This window comes from Streptococcus sp. FSL K6-1323, assembly GCF_038630745.1.
GTDB lineage: Bacteria > Bacillota > Bacilli > Lactobacillales > Streptococcaceae > Streptococcus > Streptococcus salivarius_D.
The window spans coordinates 1,910,929-1,927,990 of sequence record NZ_CP152039.1 but is presented as its reverse complement, the minus strand read 5'-3'; the positions used below and the strand labels follow the sequence as shown (position 1 = coordinate 1,927,990).

Sequence of the window (17,062 nt, the reverse complement as noted above, 5' to 3'; positions counted from 1 at the left end):
ATAAGAAAGGGACGTCTTATGAAATTACTTTATACGGATATGTCTCAGGATTTAACAGAAATTCTGACGGAGCAGGCAACCAGCTATGCTCAAAAGGGAAAGAGGGTCTTTTATATTGCCCCTAATGCCCTGTCATTTGAGAAGGAGCGTAAGGTCTTGGAATACCTGCCTCAGTCAGCATCCTTTGAGATTACGGTGACTCGTTTTACTCAGATGGCGAGATACTTTATTCTCAATACGAGCAACCCCAAAACGCAGCTGGATGATACTGGTCTGGCCATGATTTTTTATAAGGTGTTGTCGCATATGGGCGATGATGAGCTCAAGGTTTATGGCCGTTTGCGCAAGGATAGTAACTTTATTAATCAATTGGTGGACCTTTATAAAGAGTTGCAGCAGGCTAATATGACGGTTCTGGATTTGCAGCATTTGGATCAGGTTGAGAAACAAGAGGATTTGCTCAGGATTTTCAGTGCGGCTCAGGATCTCTTGTTGGCAGGAGATTTTGACAATCAATCAAAACTTAGTGCCTTCTTCAAGGAAATTACCTCAGGCCATCTGGATAAGGCCCTGGGTAACACGGTTTTGGTCATTGATGGCTTTACGCGTTTCTCTGCCGAGGAGGAGGCCCTAGTTGCCCTCTTGAATGATAAGTGCCACCAAATTGTCATTGGGACTTATGCCAGTCAAAAAGCTTATAGGGCTAACTTTGTTTACGGCAATGTTTATCAGGCTTCAGTGGATTTTTTGAGAACTTTGGCTCAGACCTATAAGGTGACACCCGACTATGTGACGACAGACAAAGAGGGCAATCCTTCTTTTGCTCGCATTAGCCGTCTTTTGGAGAGTCGTCATGATTTTAGTACGGTAGACGAGCAGTTGACCGATCAAGACAAGCAAGCCTTGCAGGTCTGGGAAGTGGTCAACCAAAAGGAAGAGGTGGCCCAGGTTGCCAAGAGTATTCGTCAGTTGCTGGCAGATGGTAAGCGCTATAAGGATATTCTGGTCTTACTTGGTGATGAGGAGAGTTATAAGCTTCAGGTGGGGCAGATTTTCCGAAAATTTGATATTCCCTATTATTTCGGTAAGGAAGAAACCATGTCTAGCCACCCTTTGGTGCAATTTGTGGATTCGCTGGAACGCATCAGGCGCTATAATTATCGTGCTGAGGATCTGCTTAATCTCGTAAAATCCGGTCTCTATGGCGGTTTTGCTCAAGAGGATTTAGATCTTTTTGAGTATTATGTCAATTTTGCAGACATCAAGGGGCGTCACAAGTTCTTATCTGATTTTACGGCCAATAGTCGTGATAAGTATGATTTAGACCAGCTCAATGCCTTGCGGTCACAACTGGTAGAGCCCTTGGACAAGTTGCTTAATAGTCGCAAACAAAAGGGTTCTAGTCTACTCAAGAAACTAGTGGTCTTTTTAGAGGCTGTGCAAGTGCCAAGTCAGATGGCTGCTTTGACTGCCAAGGCCAGTGAGGCCGAAAAAGAACAGAATGAACAGGTCTGGAAGGCCTTCTCACAACTCTTGGAGCAGGTTGAGACTATTTTTGGGGAAGAAACACTTTCAGTGGATGACTTTTTGTCTATCTTGCGTTCGGGAATGTTGGCCTGTGATTACCGTACGGTCCCAGCTACTGTCGATGTGGTCAATGTGAAGAAATACGATTTGATTCAACCACACTCAGCTCCTTATGTTTTTGCCTTGGGGATGACCCAGTCACATTTTCCAAAGGTAGGGCAAAATAAGAGTCTCCTGTCTGATGAGGAACGTAGTCGTATCAATGAGGCGACGGATGAAGACAGGAGTTTGGATATTGTTACGCAGAGCAATAGTCAGCGGGGGCATTTTGTGGCTATGTCGCTTTTCAATTCAGCGGGTGAACAATTGGTGCTTAGTCAGCCACAAATTCTCAATGAGAGTCAAGATGATATGTCGGTTTATTTGAAGGAACTTCTTGACCTTGGTCTTCCTCTGGTTGAAAAGGGACGTAATCGTTTCGAGGCTAAGGGTGACCAGATTGGGAACTACAAGGACCTCCTATCGACTGTCATTGCCCTTAACAGCAGCCATCTAGATGCTGATTTGGACAAGGAAACGCAGACGTTCTGGTCAGTTGCTGTCCGTTATCTCCGTAAGCGACTTGATAAGGACCAAGTCTTGATTCCAAATGTGATTGACGATGTGACGACGACCAAGGTGGATGATCAGGTCATGCAGCTGGTCTTTCCGGGGGAAGAACCACTAAAATTATCAGCTTCGGCTCTGACGACCTTCTATAACAACCAATATCTTTATTTCTTGCGTTATGTTTTGGGACTTGAAGAGTTGGAGTCCATCCATCCGGATGCACGACACCACGGGACTTACTTGCACCGTGTCTTTGAGCGTGTGATGGGTGATTCTTCGTCAGAAAACTTCGATGATAAATTGGAAAAGGCTATTGCTCAGACCAATCAAGAACAACCCTTTGAAATTCTCTATACCGAGGACCAAGAGAGTCGCTTGTCTCGTCAGATCTTGGAAGATATCGCCCGTTCAACTGCCAGTGTTTTGCGTGACAATGCGGCCGTTAAAGTTGAGCGTGAGGAAGCCAAGTTTGACTTGCTTTTAGCAAATAGTATCAAGATTACAGGGATTATTGACCGTGTGGACCGTTTAACGGATGGGGCTTGGGGTGTCGTTGACTACAAATCAGGTAAAAATGTCTTTGATATTCAGAAATTCTACAATGGCCTCAGTCCGCAATTGGTGACCTATCTGGAGGCCCTTCGACAAACCTATAAGGTCGATGCTGACCAGCTATTTGGTGCCATGTATCTTCACATGCAGGACCCACAACTTAATCTAGCTCAGTTTGGTCTGGATAAGCTAGCAGCTCAGGCTCATAAGGAATTGACCTATAAGGGGCTCTTTGTGGCTTCAGAAACAGAGCATCTGGCTGGTGGAAACTATGATTTACAAAAGACTGTCACCTATGACAAGGAGGACCTAGAAACCTTGTTAGACTACAATATTAAGCTCTTTACAGATGCAGCTGAGATTATTCGAAGTGGGAATTTTGCGGTCAATCCTTATACCGAGGATGGCAAATCTGTTCAAGGGGATCAAATCAAGGCTATTACTCATTTTGAGGCCGACCGGCACATGGGACAGGCTCGTAAACTCTTGCGTTTACCAAGTAAGGGCAAGAAGGAAGCCTATTTGGATCTGATGACAAAAGACGAGGACAAGAACCAGATGCAAGTTGCTGAAAATATCATCCCCTTTCTTGTCACCAATCAAGCTGTGACAGCAGACAAAAAAGACCAGGAGGACAACCATGTTGACTAAAGCTTTTTTAAGTCCAACAGAGATTAAGGAACGCATTGCCCAAGAAGCAGCTTCTGACAAGGAACGCAAGTTAACACCTGAGCAGATTGAGGCCATTTACAGTAATGGTAGCAATATTCTTGTGTCAGCTTCGGCCGGATCAGGAAAAACCTTTGTTATGGTTGAGCGTATCCTTGATATGATTGGACGTGGCGTTGGTATTGACCAACTCTTTATCTCAACCTTTACGGTAAAGGCTGCAGGTGAGTTGAAAGAGCGTCTGGAAAAGCGTCTGACAGAGCAGTTGGGACAAGTTGAGACGGATGAAGAGCGTGTCTTTCTTTCAGACCAGATTGCCAAAATTGGGACGGCTGATATTGGAACCATGGATGCCTTCACCCAGAAATTGGTCAATCAGTATGGCTATCTCCTGGGTGTGTCACCTATTTTTCGCATCATGACGGATCCTGCTGAGCAGACACTCATGAAAAATGAGGTTTATGTTGATCTCTTCAATGATTACATGCAAGGGAAGGATGCCCAACTTTTCCAAAAATTGGTCCGCAACTTCGCTGGAAATGGTAAGACTAGTAAGGCCTTCCGTGATCTAGTTTACGATGTCTATAACTTTTCTCAGGCTACTGCAGGTCCTGAAAAATGGCTACGTCAGAATCTCTTAAAAGGGCAGACGGATGCCAAGCCAGACAAGGCTAAAGTTGAGCTTTTAGAGGGTCTCAAAGATGGCTTGTTGGCTGATTTCTTAGCCTTCTTAAGAGACCATTTAGGTCTAGCTCAGCGTGAATTTGCCAAGGCCAAGTATCTGAATAATGTGTCAGATGCCATTAGCCTTCTGGAGGGAGCCTTGGCCAATGACCAAACCGATATGGAGGACTTGCTCAAACAACTCTTGACTCTGTCAGGAGGGACTGGCTTGACAAATATGACCCGTCCTAAAGACGAGGAACTCAAGGCCTACAAGGAAGCTTACAACAAGACCAAAAATGAGTTTGTGGCCCAGTTGCGTGAGATTGATACCCAACTAACGGTCCTCGAGGTTTTGACCAAGCATAATGATGACATCCTACCTCTGTTAGAGCTGCTTCAGGCCTTTGTGCTTGATTTTTCAGACCAGTATTTACAGGCCAAGATTCAGGAAAATGCCTTTGAATTCTCAGATATTGCCCACTTTGCCATCCGTATTTTGGAGGAAAATCCAGAGGTGGCAGCCAGCTACCGGGACCGTTACCATGAAGTAATGGTAGACGAGTATCAGGACAATAGCCATACCCAAGAACGCATGTTGGAGCTCCTCTCTAACGGTCACAACCGATTCATGGTGGGAGATATCAAGCAATCCATCTATCGTTTCCGTCAGGCGGATCCTCAGATTTTTAATGGCAAGTTCCAGCTCTTCCTTGAAAATCCAGATGCAGGTAAGCTGATTCTCCTTAAAGAGAACTTCCGTAGCCAATCTGAGGTTCTTGATGCGACTAATGGTGTTTTCAGCCACCTCATGGACCAGGAAATCGGGGACATCCTCTATGACAAGACACACATGTTGGTAGCAGGTAGCGAGAAGCAAAAAGAGCCCCATCCTGAAAATGAGACTGAGGTTCTGATTTACAATAGTGATGAAGCAAGTGTGACTCCTGACGAGGATGGTTCTGATCAACCTATCAGTAGTGGTGAGATTTCCTTGGTTATCAAAGAAATTATCAAACTTCACGAGCAGGGTGTACGTTTTGAGGACATTACCCTCCTAGCACCAACCCGCAACACCTATCTGGACTTGATGGCAAGCTTCGAGGAGCACGGAATTCCTTTGGTTCCTGACGAGTACAAGTCAAGCTACCTAGAGTCGCTAGAAGTTATGATTATGTTGGATACCCTTCGTGCCATCAATAATCCTCTTAATGACTATGCCCTCGTTGCCCTCCTTCGTTCACCGATGTTTAATTTCAACGAGGATGATTTGGCTCGTATTGCTGTCCAGGCTGACGAAGGACAATTCTATGACAAGCTTCTTGTAGCTTGCACTAAAACAGGCCTTCATCCGGAAGTTGTCACACAAGGACTTGATGCCAAGTTGACTCTTTTCACTGAGACTCTGGCAGATTGGCGTGATTACAGTAAGTGGCACTCGCTCTACGACCTCATCTGGAAGATTTACGACGATCGTTTCTATTATGATTATGTTGGCAGTCTTCCACGAGCTGAGCAACGTCAGGCCAATCTCTACGCCCTTGCCTTGCGTGCCAATGCCTATGAAAAGACTGGTTTTAAGGGACTTTCTCGTTTTATTGGTATGATTGATAAGATCATTTCTAGTGGTAACGACCTAGAGGAAGTGACAGACTTGGTTCCTAAAAATGCCGTTAGCCTTATGACGATTCACAAGTCCAAGGGGCTAGAATTCAAGTATGTTTTTGTCTTGCAGATGAATCGCAAGTTCATTGGTCACAGTAGGGATGGACTAAGTGGTAAGTATATTATCAATCGTGAAAAAGGACTTGGCATTAAGTACCTAGCTGACCTTAAAGACCAGATAAACACCAATTTGCCCAAGTTAAATGTTGTTCTAGAGACCTTAACCTTCCAGGAAAATCGTAGGGAAGAGCGTCGAGCAAGTATCTCAGAAGAGATGCGTCTGCTCTATGTTGCAATGACTCGTGCAGAGAAAAAACTCTACCTAGTTGGTAAGGGTAGTAAGGAAAAATTAACCCAGCAATTTGGCACGGATGTCGAAAATAATCGCCTACCAGTAACTCTCCGTGACCAAATCGCCACTTATCAGGATTGGGTTATGGCTTTAGATACCGCCTTTATGAGAAAGGATCTCAAGTTTACTGTTCGCTTTGTTGAGGCTGAGGACTTGACCCCAGAGGCTATTGGTCAGGTTGAAGTTCAAGCAGCAGTAAATGCTGATGATTTATCTAACAATCGCCAGACGGAAGACATTAAGCGTGCTCTAACTGTCTTAGAAAGTGTTGAAAAACTCAACCAGCTTTATGCACCAGCGATTGACCTACCATCTGTGCGTACGCCGAGCCAGCTCAAAGCCTTCTACGAACCTGTTATGGATACCGAAGGGGTGGATATTATGGACAAGAAAGAGAAAGTGCAACCACTTGAAACTACCGCTACCTTTGAGCTTCCAGACTTTGGGCAAAAAACTAAGGTCACTGGAGCTGCAGTTGGTTCAGCCACCCATGAACTCATGCAACGCTTGATTCTTTCTGACAAGGTGACCCTCCAAGATTTGACACAGGCCTTGAGTCAGGTATCGGCAGATGATCAAGTTAAGGCGCGTGTGCAGTTAGAAAAGCTACTAGGCTTCTTTGACACCGAACTTGGGAAGCTCATTCTAGCTAAACGTGGTAAGTTGCGTCGTGAAGCACCATTTGCTATGTTGGCAGAAGATCCCACTAGTAAAGAAGATTTTGTCGTCCGTGGTATCATCGATGGATACCTTCTTCTTGAAGACCGTATTGTCCTCTTTGACTATAAGACGGACCGCTTCACTCATCCTAGTGAACTTAAGGAACGTTACAAAGGGCAAATGAGCCTATATGCTAAAGCACTCAGCCAAGCCTATCAAATAGATAAGATTGATAAATACCTTATTCTCCTAGGTGGAAAAGACTTGGAAGTCGTAGAAGTATAAGCTATAGCCTAACCATTCTTTCATAGTGAAAGAGTGGTTTTTTGTGTCTTAATCCCACCAAAAAAGACCGGTGTGCACACACCAGTCTTTTCGATAGATTTCCATCAGTATTGTAAGTTCGTTAAAATATTAGAGGATGGAAATAGTTATGAAAAAAAGTATCTTGTAGGTTGCTTAGGCCTACAAGGGCTATTATAACAAACTCATATTAGTCTAAACAAGGTTAGAAAAATTAGAATTAACTGCCACAAACATTACTAGTTTTTAATGGTTGGGATCCATAACTGCAATAAAAACAGACAAAAACCGCCAGCATTAGACTGACGGTTTTAGTTTATTTTAATCCTAATATCAACTAATCAAAGGCACTACCCAATTGACCCAGGCCCAGGAAATAGGCATAACCAGAATCATGGCTGGAATCATATCTGCTGTTGGGAATTGACGCAGTTTCATAATACGAAAACCGGTCGCAATCATGAGGAAGCCCCCGCAAGCCTTAAAGTCTCCAATCATGGCTTTTGTTGTTAGAGGGAGAATGAAACCAGCACTCACAAAGAGGAGGAAGAAAACGATAAATTGTGGAATGGCAATCATGGAGACGATGTAGCCTAGACTACACGAGAAAATCATAGCCGTAAAGAAATCTAGGATAGATTTAGAAATTAAGATAGAAGCATCGCCTGTCATCCCAGACTCAAGACTCCCGTAAATTCCTGTACCACTCGCACAAAAAAGGACGATAACTGTCAAGAGTTGCGCATAAAATTCATCGTGAGCTAACCCTGTTTGCTTACTTGGTGTAATCTTGGACAAGCCTTTTTCCATAAGACCAGCTCCCTTGTTGATAAGGTTTCCAAACTTTAGGGCCAGTCCAATGATGGTACCGATAACCACCGCGAAGATAACCGCAGGCATGTTAACCATATTCATAATAGCACTAATCCCCATAACCATAGAGGCTAGACCAAAGATAAGGTTAAGGTTCTCCTTGAAATCGTCTCTGAGATAGTCCCCGAAGAGTCCACCAGCAATTCCTCCTAAGATAATAGATAGCGAGTTGATGATAATTCCAGTTGGCACTAGTGATTTCCTCCTATGTGTTCTAAATACTATAAGTTTAGCATTATCAAAGACCGAATGCAAAATTGTCCCGTTTTTACAAACGTTTTCTTGAAATTGTACCTTTGAAATGATACAATAAATGAGAAGGTAAGGAAATAGCCTTATCTAAATCTATTGCCTGTGTTCTTAGAGTATTGTTCATAAAAAACAAGGTAACAACTCTAATTTATAATCTAATATAAAGTGTAAAATGAGACTATTGTTAAATAGATTCTCAAGAAAGGATAAAAGATGATTCGTTTTGAACACGTAACGAAACGTTATGAAGATAAGGATGCTCTCTCAGATCTTAACCTCGAGATTCGAGATGGGGAGATTTTTGGTCTGATTGGTCACAATGGGGCTGGTAAGACCACGACTATTTCCATTTTGACGTCTATCATTGAAGCTAGCTACGGTGAAGTTTACGTCGATGATATGGCCCTCAGCCAACATCGTGATGCTATCAAGAAAAAAATCGCTTATGTGCCAGATTCACCAGACTTATTCTTAAATTTAACTGCTAATGACTATTGGTACTTTTTGACACGTATCTATGATTTGGAAGCTAGTCAGGTTGAGGAACGTTTGACTAATCTTATGGCTACCTTTGACTTGACGGAAAGTCGCTATAACCTCATTTCTTCCTTCTCTCACGGTATGCGTCAGAAGGTTGTCGTTATCGGTGCTCTTCTGGTTAATCCGCAGATTTGGGTTTTGGATGAGCCTTTGACTGGTCTGGATCCACAGGCATCTTATGATTTGAAAGAAGCCATGCGTAACCATGCTAAGGAGGGTAATAGTGTGCTCTTTTCAACCCACGTTCTAAGTGTAGCTGAGCAGCTCTGTGATCGTATTGCTATTTTGAAGAAAGGAAAACTCATATTCCAAGGGTCTCTAGCTGAACTTAAGTCTCAGTACCCTGACAAGGATTTGGAAACCATTTATCTGGAAATGGCTGGACGTAAGATCGAGGAGGTGTAGTCATGAACTGGAACCATGTTTGGGAGCTTTTTAAAATTAATCTCCTCTATGCAAATCCTCAAGCGGTAACTAACCTACAGAAACGTCAGGAGAAAAAGAAAAAGGCTAATTTCTCCATCGTTAATGCCATGCTTAGACAACAATTCTTGATTTTAATTATTTTTACGGTTGTATATAGCTATCTTTTTGTAGGTGTCGATTATAAGGCCAATCCTGGAGTCTTAACCCTATATCTTTTGACATTTTCAATCATGGGGCTTCTACAGACTTTTACGGCTCTCTATAGTACCTTTTACGATAGTAAGGATAGCAAGGCTTATCTGCCTCTCCCCTTAAAGCCATCAGAAGTCTTTTTGGCCAAGACCTTGTCAGGTTCTATGGTTGGGATGACCTTCATGGTACCTATCCTTAGTCTTCTCATTCTAGCTTACTGGCAATTTATTGGCCCACTGGGGATAGTCGTGGGGCTGCTATCCTTTATCGTTTCTCTCTTTATCAATCTCGTTTTTTCAGTGATTCTGTCTAATAGTATTGGAACGCTGATTGTTCGCAGTTCACATCAAAAGCTCTATTCGACTATTTTGATGACCCTGTCAACCCTATTGATTATGTTCCCTATCATGATGGTTGGTTTTCTTAATGGTTATATTAAGGGTGCTGGACATATTGATTTTCCTTTATTGCCTTATCTAAGAGGTTACTATGATGTGGTAGCTGCTCCTCTATCTCCGGAGGCTCTACTAAATTTTTATCTTCCTCTTATCTTAGTGCTTATCTTGGGCTTTTGGTTTTATAAAGTCAGAATGCCTCGTTATTTCCACGAAGCCATTTATAACAAAAAGGCTAGAAAGACTCAGGTAAAAGTTGTTACTCGAAGTCAAAGACAGGTCTTGGTTCGCCATCATTTATCTACTTTGGGAAACTCAACCCTCATTATCAATACCTATGTGGTACCAGTATTATATATGATCATGCTGGGTGGAGGTGCGTTCTTTTTGAAAGATTTAGGTCCAGACTATTTCGGGCTCATGCTTTTAGTCGGAATTGCCTTTGGTTTCTTTTCAGCGCAACCAACAAGTTTTCTTGGGGTGGCAACTTCCTTAGAGGGAACAAACTTTGACTTTATCCGTAGCCTGCCAATCAATACGGGTGACTATCTTCGTCAAAAGTTTTGGATTTTCTATGGCTTGCAAGTCGGTGTATCCCTCTTACTAGGAGGACTTGGTTTAATATTCCTTGCACATCTCCATCCTATTTTGGTGGCAAGTTTCGCTCTTGGTTTTCTCGTAACAACCTATCTTGTAGGTGGCTATTTCTTTGAACGTGACCTAAAATTATTGGAAGTGAATTGGCAGGAAGTCACTCAGCTCTTCAATCGGGGTGGCGGACAGTGGCTCTATATGGGTATCTTTATTCTTACAATTTTCATCGCTGCCTTGCTAGGAGGTATTGTCTTCTTTGCAAGTAAGTTCTGGATTGCCCTAGTAGTCAACGCTATAGTATCTGGGCTTATAGCTTTAATTGCCTTAATCGTTTATCTCTTTGTTGACCGCAGACGTTGGAAACGTATTAGAGCCATATTTTTTGCCTAGAACAAACTGTTTAAAGAGTCTCTCCGATTGGAGGGACTCTTTTTTACTGAAAATCTTTAATATGTAAACTTATGCATTATATATGTTAAAATACCTGAATTTAGTGTATAATCATAAACATGAAACGAAATTTTGACTCAGTAAAACGCCTGGTTATCAAAATCGGGACTAGCTCTCTGGTTTTACCATCAGGAAAAATTAATCTTGAAAAAATCGATCAATTAGCTTTTGTCATTTCTAGCTTGCATAATAAAGGTATTGAGGTTGTCCTCGTATCCTCTGGTGCCATGGGCTTTGGTCTCAATGTCCTAGACCTAGACAAGCGACCGGCTGAAGTCGGTAAGCAACAGGCTGTCTCAAGTGTAGGGCAGGTGGCTATGATGAGCCTTTATTCTCAGGTCTTTTCACATTATCAGACCAAGGTATCTCAGTTGCTTTTGACGCGTGATGTGGTTGAGTATCCCGAGAGTTTGGCCAATGCCATCAATGCCTTTGAGAGCCTCTTCGAGCTTGGAGTTGTCCCAGTTGTGAATGAAAATGACGCTGTCAGCGTAGATGAAATGGACCATGCGACTAAGTTTGGAGACAATGACCGCTTGTCTGCTATTGTTGCTAAGATTGTTGGTGCAGACCTACTTATCATGCTGTCAGATATTGATGGGCTTTTTGATAAGAACCCAAATGTTTATGAGGATGCGACCCTTCGTAGCTATGTCCCAGAGATTACCGAGGAAATTCTGGCCTCAGCTGGTGGTGCTGGTAGTAAATTTGGTACGGGTGGTATGATGAGTAAGATTAAATCTGCCCAGATGGTTTTTGAAAATCATAGCCAAATGGTTTTGATGAATGGTGAAAATCCACGTGACATCCTTCGTGTCCTAGAAGGAGCCAAGATTGGTACACTCTTTAAACAGGAGGACTAAGATGACATATATCGATACACTAGGCCAACAGGCCAAGGTGGCAGGTCGTCAGATCGCTAAATTATCAACAGCAGCTAAAAACGACCTTCTAAATCAGGTAGCTAAAGCTCTAGTAGCTGAGAGTGCCTATATTATCACTGAAAATGCTAAGGATATGGCAAATGCCAAGGAAAATGGTATTTCAGAGATTATGCAAGATCGTTTGCTCTTAACGGAAGACCGTATCGCAGGAATTGCTGAGGGTGTCCGTCAGGTGGCAGATCTTCAGGACCCAATCGGTCAAGTAGTTCGTGGCTATACGAATCTGGATGGTCTCAAAATTGTTCAAAAGCGTGTTCCTATGGGTGTTATCGCTATGATTTTTGAGAGCCGTCCCAATGTCTCAATCGATGCCTTTAGCCTTGCCTTTAAAACCAATAATGCTATCATTCTCCGAGGAGGACGTGATGCCATCAATTCCAACAAGGCCTTGGTTACAGTAGCCCGTAAGGCTTTGGAAAATGCAGGTATCACAGCAGATGCTGTTCAGCTGGTTGAAGATACCTCTCATGAGGTAGCAGAGGAACTCATGGCGGCGACTAAGTATGTAGACTTGCTCATCCCTCGTGGTGGAGCACGTCTCATCCAAACAGTTAAAGAAAAAGCCAAGGTTCCTGTCATCGAAACGGGTGTTGGTAACTGTCATATTTATGTGGATAAATATGCTAACTTAGATATGGCGACACAGATTGTCATCAATGCCAAGACTCAACGACCAAGCGTGTGTAATGCTGCAGAATCTCTCGTCGTTCATGCTGATATTGCGGAAGACTTCTTACCTAATTTGGAAAAAGCTATTTCAAAAGTTCAGGCTGTTGAGTTCCGTGCGGATGAGCGTGCCTTGAAAGTGATGGACAAAGCTGTTTCAGCCTTACCAGAAGATTTTGCGACAGAGTTTCTTGACTATATTATGTCTGTTAAAGTGGCAGACAGCCTTGATGAGGCTATTAAATGGATTAATACTTACACGACATCGCATTCAGAGGCTATCGTAACTCAGGATATCAGTCGTGCGGAGCAATTCCAAGATGATGTTGACGCTGCAGCTGTCTATGTTAATGCCTCAACCCGCTTCACCGATGGCTTCGTCTTTGGACTAGGTGCTGAAATCGGAATCTCAACCCAAAAAATGCACGCCCGCGGTCCAATGGGACTTGAGGCCCTTACCTCAACCAAGTTCTATATTAATGGCCAAGGTCAAATTAGAGAATAAACAAAAAGCTCCTCATGGGGCTTTTTTGGTCTATTTGCTAGAGTATAAAGCTTTTGCTATACTGGGGGTATCATAAAAAAGGGGGATTTTATTATGATTGAAGCCTACAAAAAATTTTGGAAGGGCTATGTAGATTTTAAGGGACGTTCAACGCGTTCAGATTATTGGCTTAATGTTCTTGCGCAATGCTTGGTTTATTTATTGTTTAGTTTCTTACTCATACTAATAATGATTTTAGGAGGAGACTCCTCTACGTATACATCTGATCCATATAGTTTTCAAATGATTTTGGTCTATATTGTAGTGTTAGGAATTGGAGTCTATGCGTTGGCCTCACTTGTACCATCCATTGCAATCATAGTACGTCGTTTACGAGATGCAGGTTACCACTGGGCCTTGATATTCCTATCGCTAATTCCATATCTTGGTGGTTTTATTATTTTTATCTTAACCTTACAACCAACAAAGGTAGAAGTAGCGTTTAATAATTTCAATAACCCACAGCAATAAAAGTGCTTAGCAGCCTTATAGGCTGCTCCTTAGTCAATTTGCCAGAAGACCGGTCTTTTGGTATAGTAGTATTATCAAAAAATGAGGAGATTTTATTATGATCGAAGCTTATAAGAAGTTTTGGAAGGGCTACGTAGATTTTGAGGGACGTTCAACACGTTCAGATTACTGGTTTGCATATTTGGCAAATATGTTAACTGTCGTTGCTTTTTATGTGTTGTTAGCAGTATTTGGAGGAATTGCAGGTGCAACTGATTCAAGCTTTTTAGCTGTTATTTCACTTATCCTACTACTTATCTTTTTTGCCTATGGTATTGCTGCGTGTTTACCTGGTATTGCTGTAACTGTTCGTCGTTTGCGTGATGCTGGCTACAATTGGCCGTATATTTTTGTTGCATTTATCCCATTTGTAGGTGGTATTATCTTAATTGTGTTGTTGTGTAAACCAACTAAGGTTGAGTATCCATTCAACAACTTCAATAACCCACAGCAATAATAATGACTTAACAGCCTTGCTAGGCTGTTTTTTTAGTTGATTTGTCAAGCTCCTCTTCTCTTGTTATACTGAGAGTAACATAAAAAAGGGGAATTTTAATTATGATTGAAGCCTACAAAAGATTTTGGAAGGGCTATGTTGATTTTACGGGACGTTCAACACCTTCAGATTACTGGTTTGCATATTCGGCACATGTATTGATTTTATTTGCTTGGTATTTGCTCCTAGCAGTGTTTGAAAGAATGGCAGCTGAAACAGGATCAAGCGATTTATTTACTATTGGAGTTATTTTACTACTTATCTTTTTTGCCTATGGTGTTGCTACGGTTTTACCTGGTATTGCTATAACTGTTCGTCGTTTGCGTGATGCTGGCTATAATTGGCCGTATATTTTTATTCCTTTAATTCCATTTGTCGGTATTTTTATCCTTATTTTTCTACTGTGTCAACCAACAGAAGTAGAAGTGCCATTGAACAACGTCGATAACCCACAGCAATAACGACAATCAACCAACTCAAAGAGTTGGTTTTTCTGATGTCAAAAAAGTTTTATGTTAATGTTGCACATTTTAATATTTCTGATATAATCTTATCTGAGACTAATCAATACTAAAATATATTTAAGAAATGTGAATATTCTATGAAACTAATTCGTCATTTAAAAGAAAAACGTTATCTTATTTTGGCATTTACCCTACCAGCTATCCTTTTGGCTCTGGCTATCGTCTTTTTGCAACCTGCGCAGAATCATGCTAAGGTCCAAGTTAAGGTGGGGACTAAGCAATCATCATCAAGCAAACCCAAGGCTTCATCCAAGTCATCGAGCTCAAGTTCGTCGTCATCTTCTTCAACTTCAAGTGAGTCTTCAAGCGAATCATCGTCAGCAAGCTCAACGGTAGAAGCAGCTAGTCAGACAGAAGCAAGCTCAACTCCTGCGGTAGCATCGGCGCCAACGCCTTCTTCAGCACAAGAGACTTATCAAGCGCCTCAGTATAACTATGTGCCACCAACAACTTATACCGAGTCACATAGTGAGGCTTCAAGCTATACAGCCCCTGCCTACAGCGCAGATGTTAGCTCTGGAACAGCAGAATAAGAGTCAAAGAGAAGGAAAGTTAGACTAAAAATGAAAAGTAAAGTTTTAGTGTTAGTGACGGCTTTGTCTAGTTTAGTCCTCTTGACAGCTTGTTCAAACCTGCAGAATGGCTTAACAGCGACGACTTCATCTTCATCAGTAGAGCAGTCCCAATCAGATAGTAGCGAAAGTTCAAGTGAAGAGAAGAAAGTAGATACCTCTGCTTATGATGCCATCATCAGCAAGTATCAAACAGCTGTAGCTGACAATCAAACTGACGCTTCAATTAATCCTTTGGTGGTGACCTATGCTAATTCTCAAACAAGTCCTGCCTCAACGGTCTATACTTACCGTGATTTGGATGGTAATGGTGTTGATGAGTTGATTCTTGCTTTTAAGCCAGGTAAACTTTTTAAAGAACATGTGATTACGGATATTTACACTATCTCTAAGGATAGTGGTCAGGTTGTTCGTCTGACAGAAGGTTCACAACTGGGCATGTTGGGTGAGCGTATGACATTGGCCTACCTCATGGATAACACCTTCAGCTACTATGGTAGTGCTGGTGCTATGGCTGGTGGAGGTGCAGGCTACCGCTTTAGTAGTGATGGTCAGTCTCTTGTAAAAGAGGACAGTGATTCGGGTGCAGATGAGGTTGATCTTTCTAATTGGGATTGGAAGGATCTGAGCAGTGCCCCTACTAATAATAGCTCGAGCACATCGTCACAAACTCAAACAAGTTCATCAGCCCTCAAGCCTGATGAACTCAAAAACGGCAACTACAAATCAGCTGTAGGGACATGGAAATCTTCAAATGGAAAGACCATCACCATTACTTCGGATGGGCAATTGGATTTCTGGGGCTATACTTATCCTATCGACAAAGTCTCACCCAATCAGTATGTGTCTGATATATATACCTTAACTTATGTTGATTCTAGTCCAGTAGGGAATACCCCAATTCAGCTTTGTCCTAAGGGAGTTAGTGATGCAAGTGATGCGGGAGATAACAGTAAGGACCGTATCTTAGCAACGAATGGAGTGCCATCTGAGGAAAGTTATTTTTACAGAGTGGATTAATCTTATCAGATGATATAGGAACTAAAGAGTCAGGCCTTGGGTCTGGCTTTTTTACTATCCTGTCAACTTACAGAACGAGACAATTTCTCCATTCTTGTGCTATAATAAAAGTTATGACTAATGAATTTCACCATGTAACCGTTCTTTTACACGAAACTGTTGATATGCTTGATATCAAGCCCGATGGTATCTATGTTGATGCGACCTTGGGTGGCGCAGGACATTCGTCTTATCTTTTGTCGCAATTATCTGAAAAGGGTCATTTGTACTGCTTTGATCAGGACCAAAAGGCTATTGATAATGCTCAAGTGCGTCTCAAGGACTATATTGATAAGGGTATGGTGACTTTCATCAAGGATAATTTCCGTAATCTCAAGTCCAATCTTGAAGCCTTGGGGGTGTCTGAAATTGATGGCATTCTCTATGACTTGGGTGTCTCTAGCCCACAGTTGGATGAGCGTGAGCGTGGTTTCTCCTATAAACAGGATGCTAAGCTGGATATGCGCATGAATGAGGAGGCGAGCTTGACCGCTTATGATGTGGTCAATACCTATCCTTACAACGATTTGGTGCGTATTTTCTTCAAGTATGGTGAGGACAAGTTCTCTAAACAGATTGCACGTAAGATTGAACAGGCTCGTCAGGTTAAACCAATTGAGACCACGACGGAACTGGCGGAAATCATTAAATCGGCTAAGCCTGCTAAGGAATTGAAGAAGAAAGGCCATCCAGCCAAGCAAATTTTTCAAGCTATTCGCATCGAAGTGAATGATGAGCTTGGTGCTGCGGATGAGTCTATTCAAGAGGCCTTGGATTTACTTGCTGTAGATGGTCGTATTTCGGTCATTACCTTCCATTCTTTGGAGGATCGATTGACTAAACAGCTTTTCAAGGAAGCCAGTACGGTAGATGTGCCTAAAGGTTTACCTTTTATTCCTGAAGACCTCCAACCTAAGGTAGCCTTAGTTAATCGTAAGCCAATCCTACCTAGTCAGGAAGAATTAGAAGCTAACAACCGCTCGCATTCTGCTAAATTGCGTGTGGCTAAAAAAATCAGGAAATAA

Annotated in this window: 13 protein-coding genes; 12 read left to right on the top strand and 1 reads right to left on the bottom strand. The window is 42.3% G+C overall.

The features are described from left to right. Window positions 1-18 precede the first annotated feature (18 nt). Together rexB and addA are read left to right on the top strand one after the other, a co-directional pair. Window positions 19-3,339: an ATP-dependent nuclease subunit B gene (gene rexB / locus NST80_RS08965; RefSeq protein ID WP_342504598.1), complete on the top strand. Its 3,321-nt coding sequence runs from the start codon at window positions 19-21 to the stop codon at window positions 3,337-3,339. Further along, the gene (gene addA / locus NST80_RS08960) at window positions 3,329-6,982 is read left to right on the top strand and encodes a helicase-exonuclease AddAB subunit AddA (RefSeq protein WP_073949654.1); all 3,654 of its coding nucleotides are present in this window, start codon (window positions 3,329-3,331) and stop codon (window positions 6,980-6,982) included. Before rexB ends, addA begins: the two co-directional genes overlap by 11 nt. Window positions 6,983-7,333: 351 nt before the next feature. On the opposite strand, the gene NST80_RS08955 is transcribed toward addA, so the two are convergent. Continuing rightward, complete coding sequence (locus NST80_RS08955) at window positions 7,334-8,065, bottom strand: DUF554 domain-containing protein (RefSeq protein WP_002891763.1); 732 nt, start codon at window positions 8,063-8,065, stop codon at window positions 7,334-7,336. A 273-nt stretch (window positions 8,066-8,338) separates the two neighbouring features. Here NST80_RS08955 and NST80_RS08950 point away from each other — a divergent pair, with 273 nt between their 5' ends. The 10 genes from NST80_RS08950 to rsmH all read left to right on the top strand — a co-directional run bounded on the left by NST80_RS08950 (window position 8,339) and on the right by rsmH (window position 17,062). Further along, on the top strand, window positions 8,339-9,070 hold the full coding sequence (locus tag NST80_RS08950; RefSeq protein WP_002891761.1) for an ABC transporter ATP-binding protein: 732 nt from the start codon (window positions 8,339-8,341) through the stop codon (window positions 9,068-9,070). A 2-nt stretch (window positions 9,071-9,072) separates the two neighbouring features. After that, the gene (locus tag NST80_RS08945; protein WP_342504597.1) at window positions 9,073-10,662 is read left to right on the top strand and encodes an ABC transporter permease; all 1,590 of its coding nucleotides are present in this window, start codon (window positions 9,073-9,075) and stop codon (window positions 10,660-10,662) included. Window positions 10,663-10,781: 119 nt separating this feature from the next. Next, window positions 10,782-11,585: a glutamate 5-kinase gene (gene proB, locus NST80_RS08940; RefSeq protein ID WP_004183407.1), complete on the top strand. Its 804-nt coding sequence runs from the start codon at window positions 10,782-10,784 to the stop codon at window positions 11,583-11,585. A 1-nt stretch (window position 11,586) separates the two neighbouring features. Further along, the gene (locus tag NST80_RS08935; protein ID WP_265107489.1) at window positions 11,587-12,837 is read left to right on the top strand and encodes a glutamate-5-semialdehyde dehydrogenase; all 1,251 of its coding nucleotides are present in this window, start codon (window positions 11,587-11,589) and stop codon (window positions 12,835-12,837) included. A 93-nt stretch (window positions 12,838-12,930) separates the two neighbouring features. Next, entirely contained in the window at window positions 12,931-13,347 is a 417-nt protein-coding gene (locus NST80_RS08930) for a DUF805 domain-containing protein (protein ID WP_049545893.1), read from the top strand. A gap of 97 nt (window positions 13,348-13,444) precedes the next feature. After that, window positions 13,445-13,843: a DUF805 domain-containing protein gene (locus NST80_RS08925; protein ID WP_002884632.1), complete on the top strand. Its 399-nt coding sequence runs from the start codon at window positions 13,445-13,447 to the stop codon at window positions 13,841-13,843. Between the two features lie 101 nt (window positions 13,844-13,944). Continuing rightward, window positions 13,945-14,343, top strand: coding sequence for a DUF805 domain-containing protein (locus tag NST80_RS08920; protein WP_175061970.1), 399 nt, complete (start codon window positions 13,945-13,947; stop codon window positions 14,341-14,343). 140 nt (window positions 14,344-14,483) lie between these two features. Next, the gene (locus tag NST80_RS08915; protein WP_265107490.1) at window positions 14,484-14,939 is read left to right on the top strand and encodes a Wzz/FepE/Etk N-terminal domain-containing protein; all 456 of its coding nucleotides are present in this window, start codon (window positions 14,484-14,486) and stop codon (window positions 14,937-14,939) included. Window positions 14,940-14,969: 30 nt separating this feature from the next. Continuing rightward, window positions 14,970-15,998: a hypothetical protein gene (locus tag NST80_RS08910; protein WP_265107491.1), complete on the top strand. Its 1,029-nt coding sequence runs from the start codon at window positions 14,970-14,972 to the stop codon at window positions 15,996-15,998. A gap of 113 nt (window positions 15,999-16,111) precedes the next feature. After that, a complete protein-coding gene (rsmH, locus tag NST80_RS08905; protein WP_002888254.1) occupies window positions 16,112-17,062 on the top strand; it encodes a 16S rRNA (cytosine(1402)-N(4))-methyltransferase RsmH in 951 nt (316 codons plus the stop codon).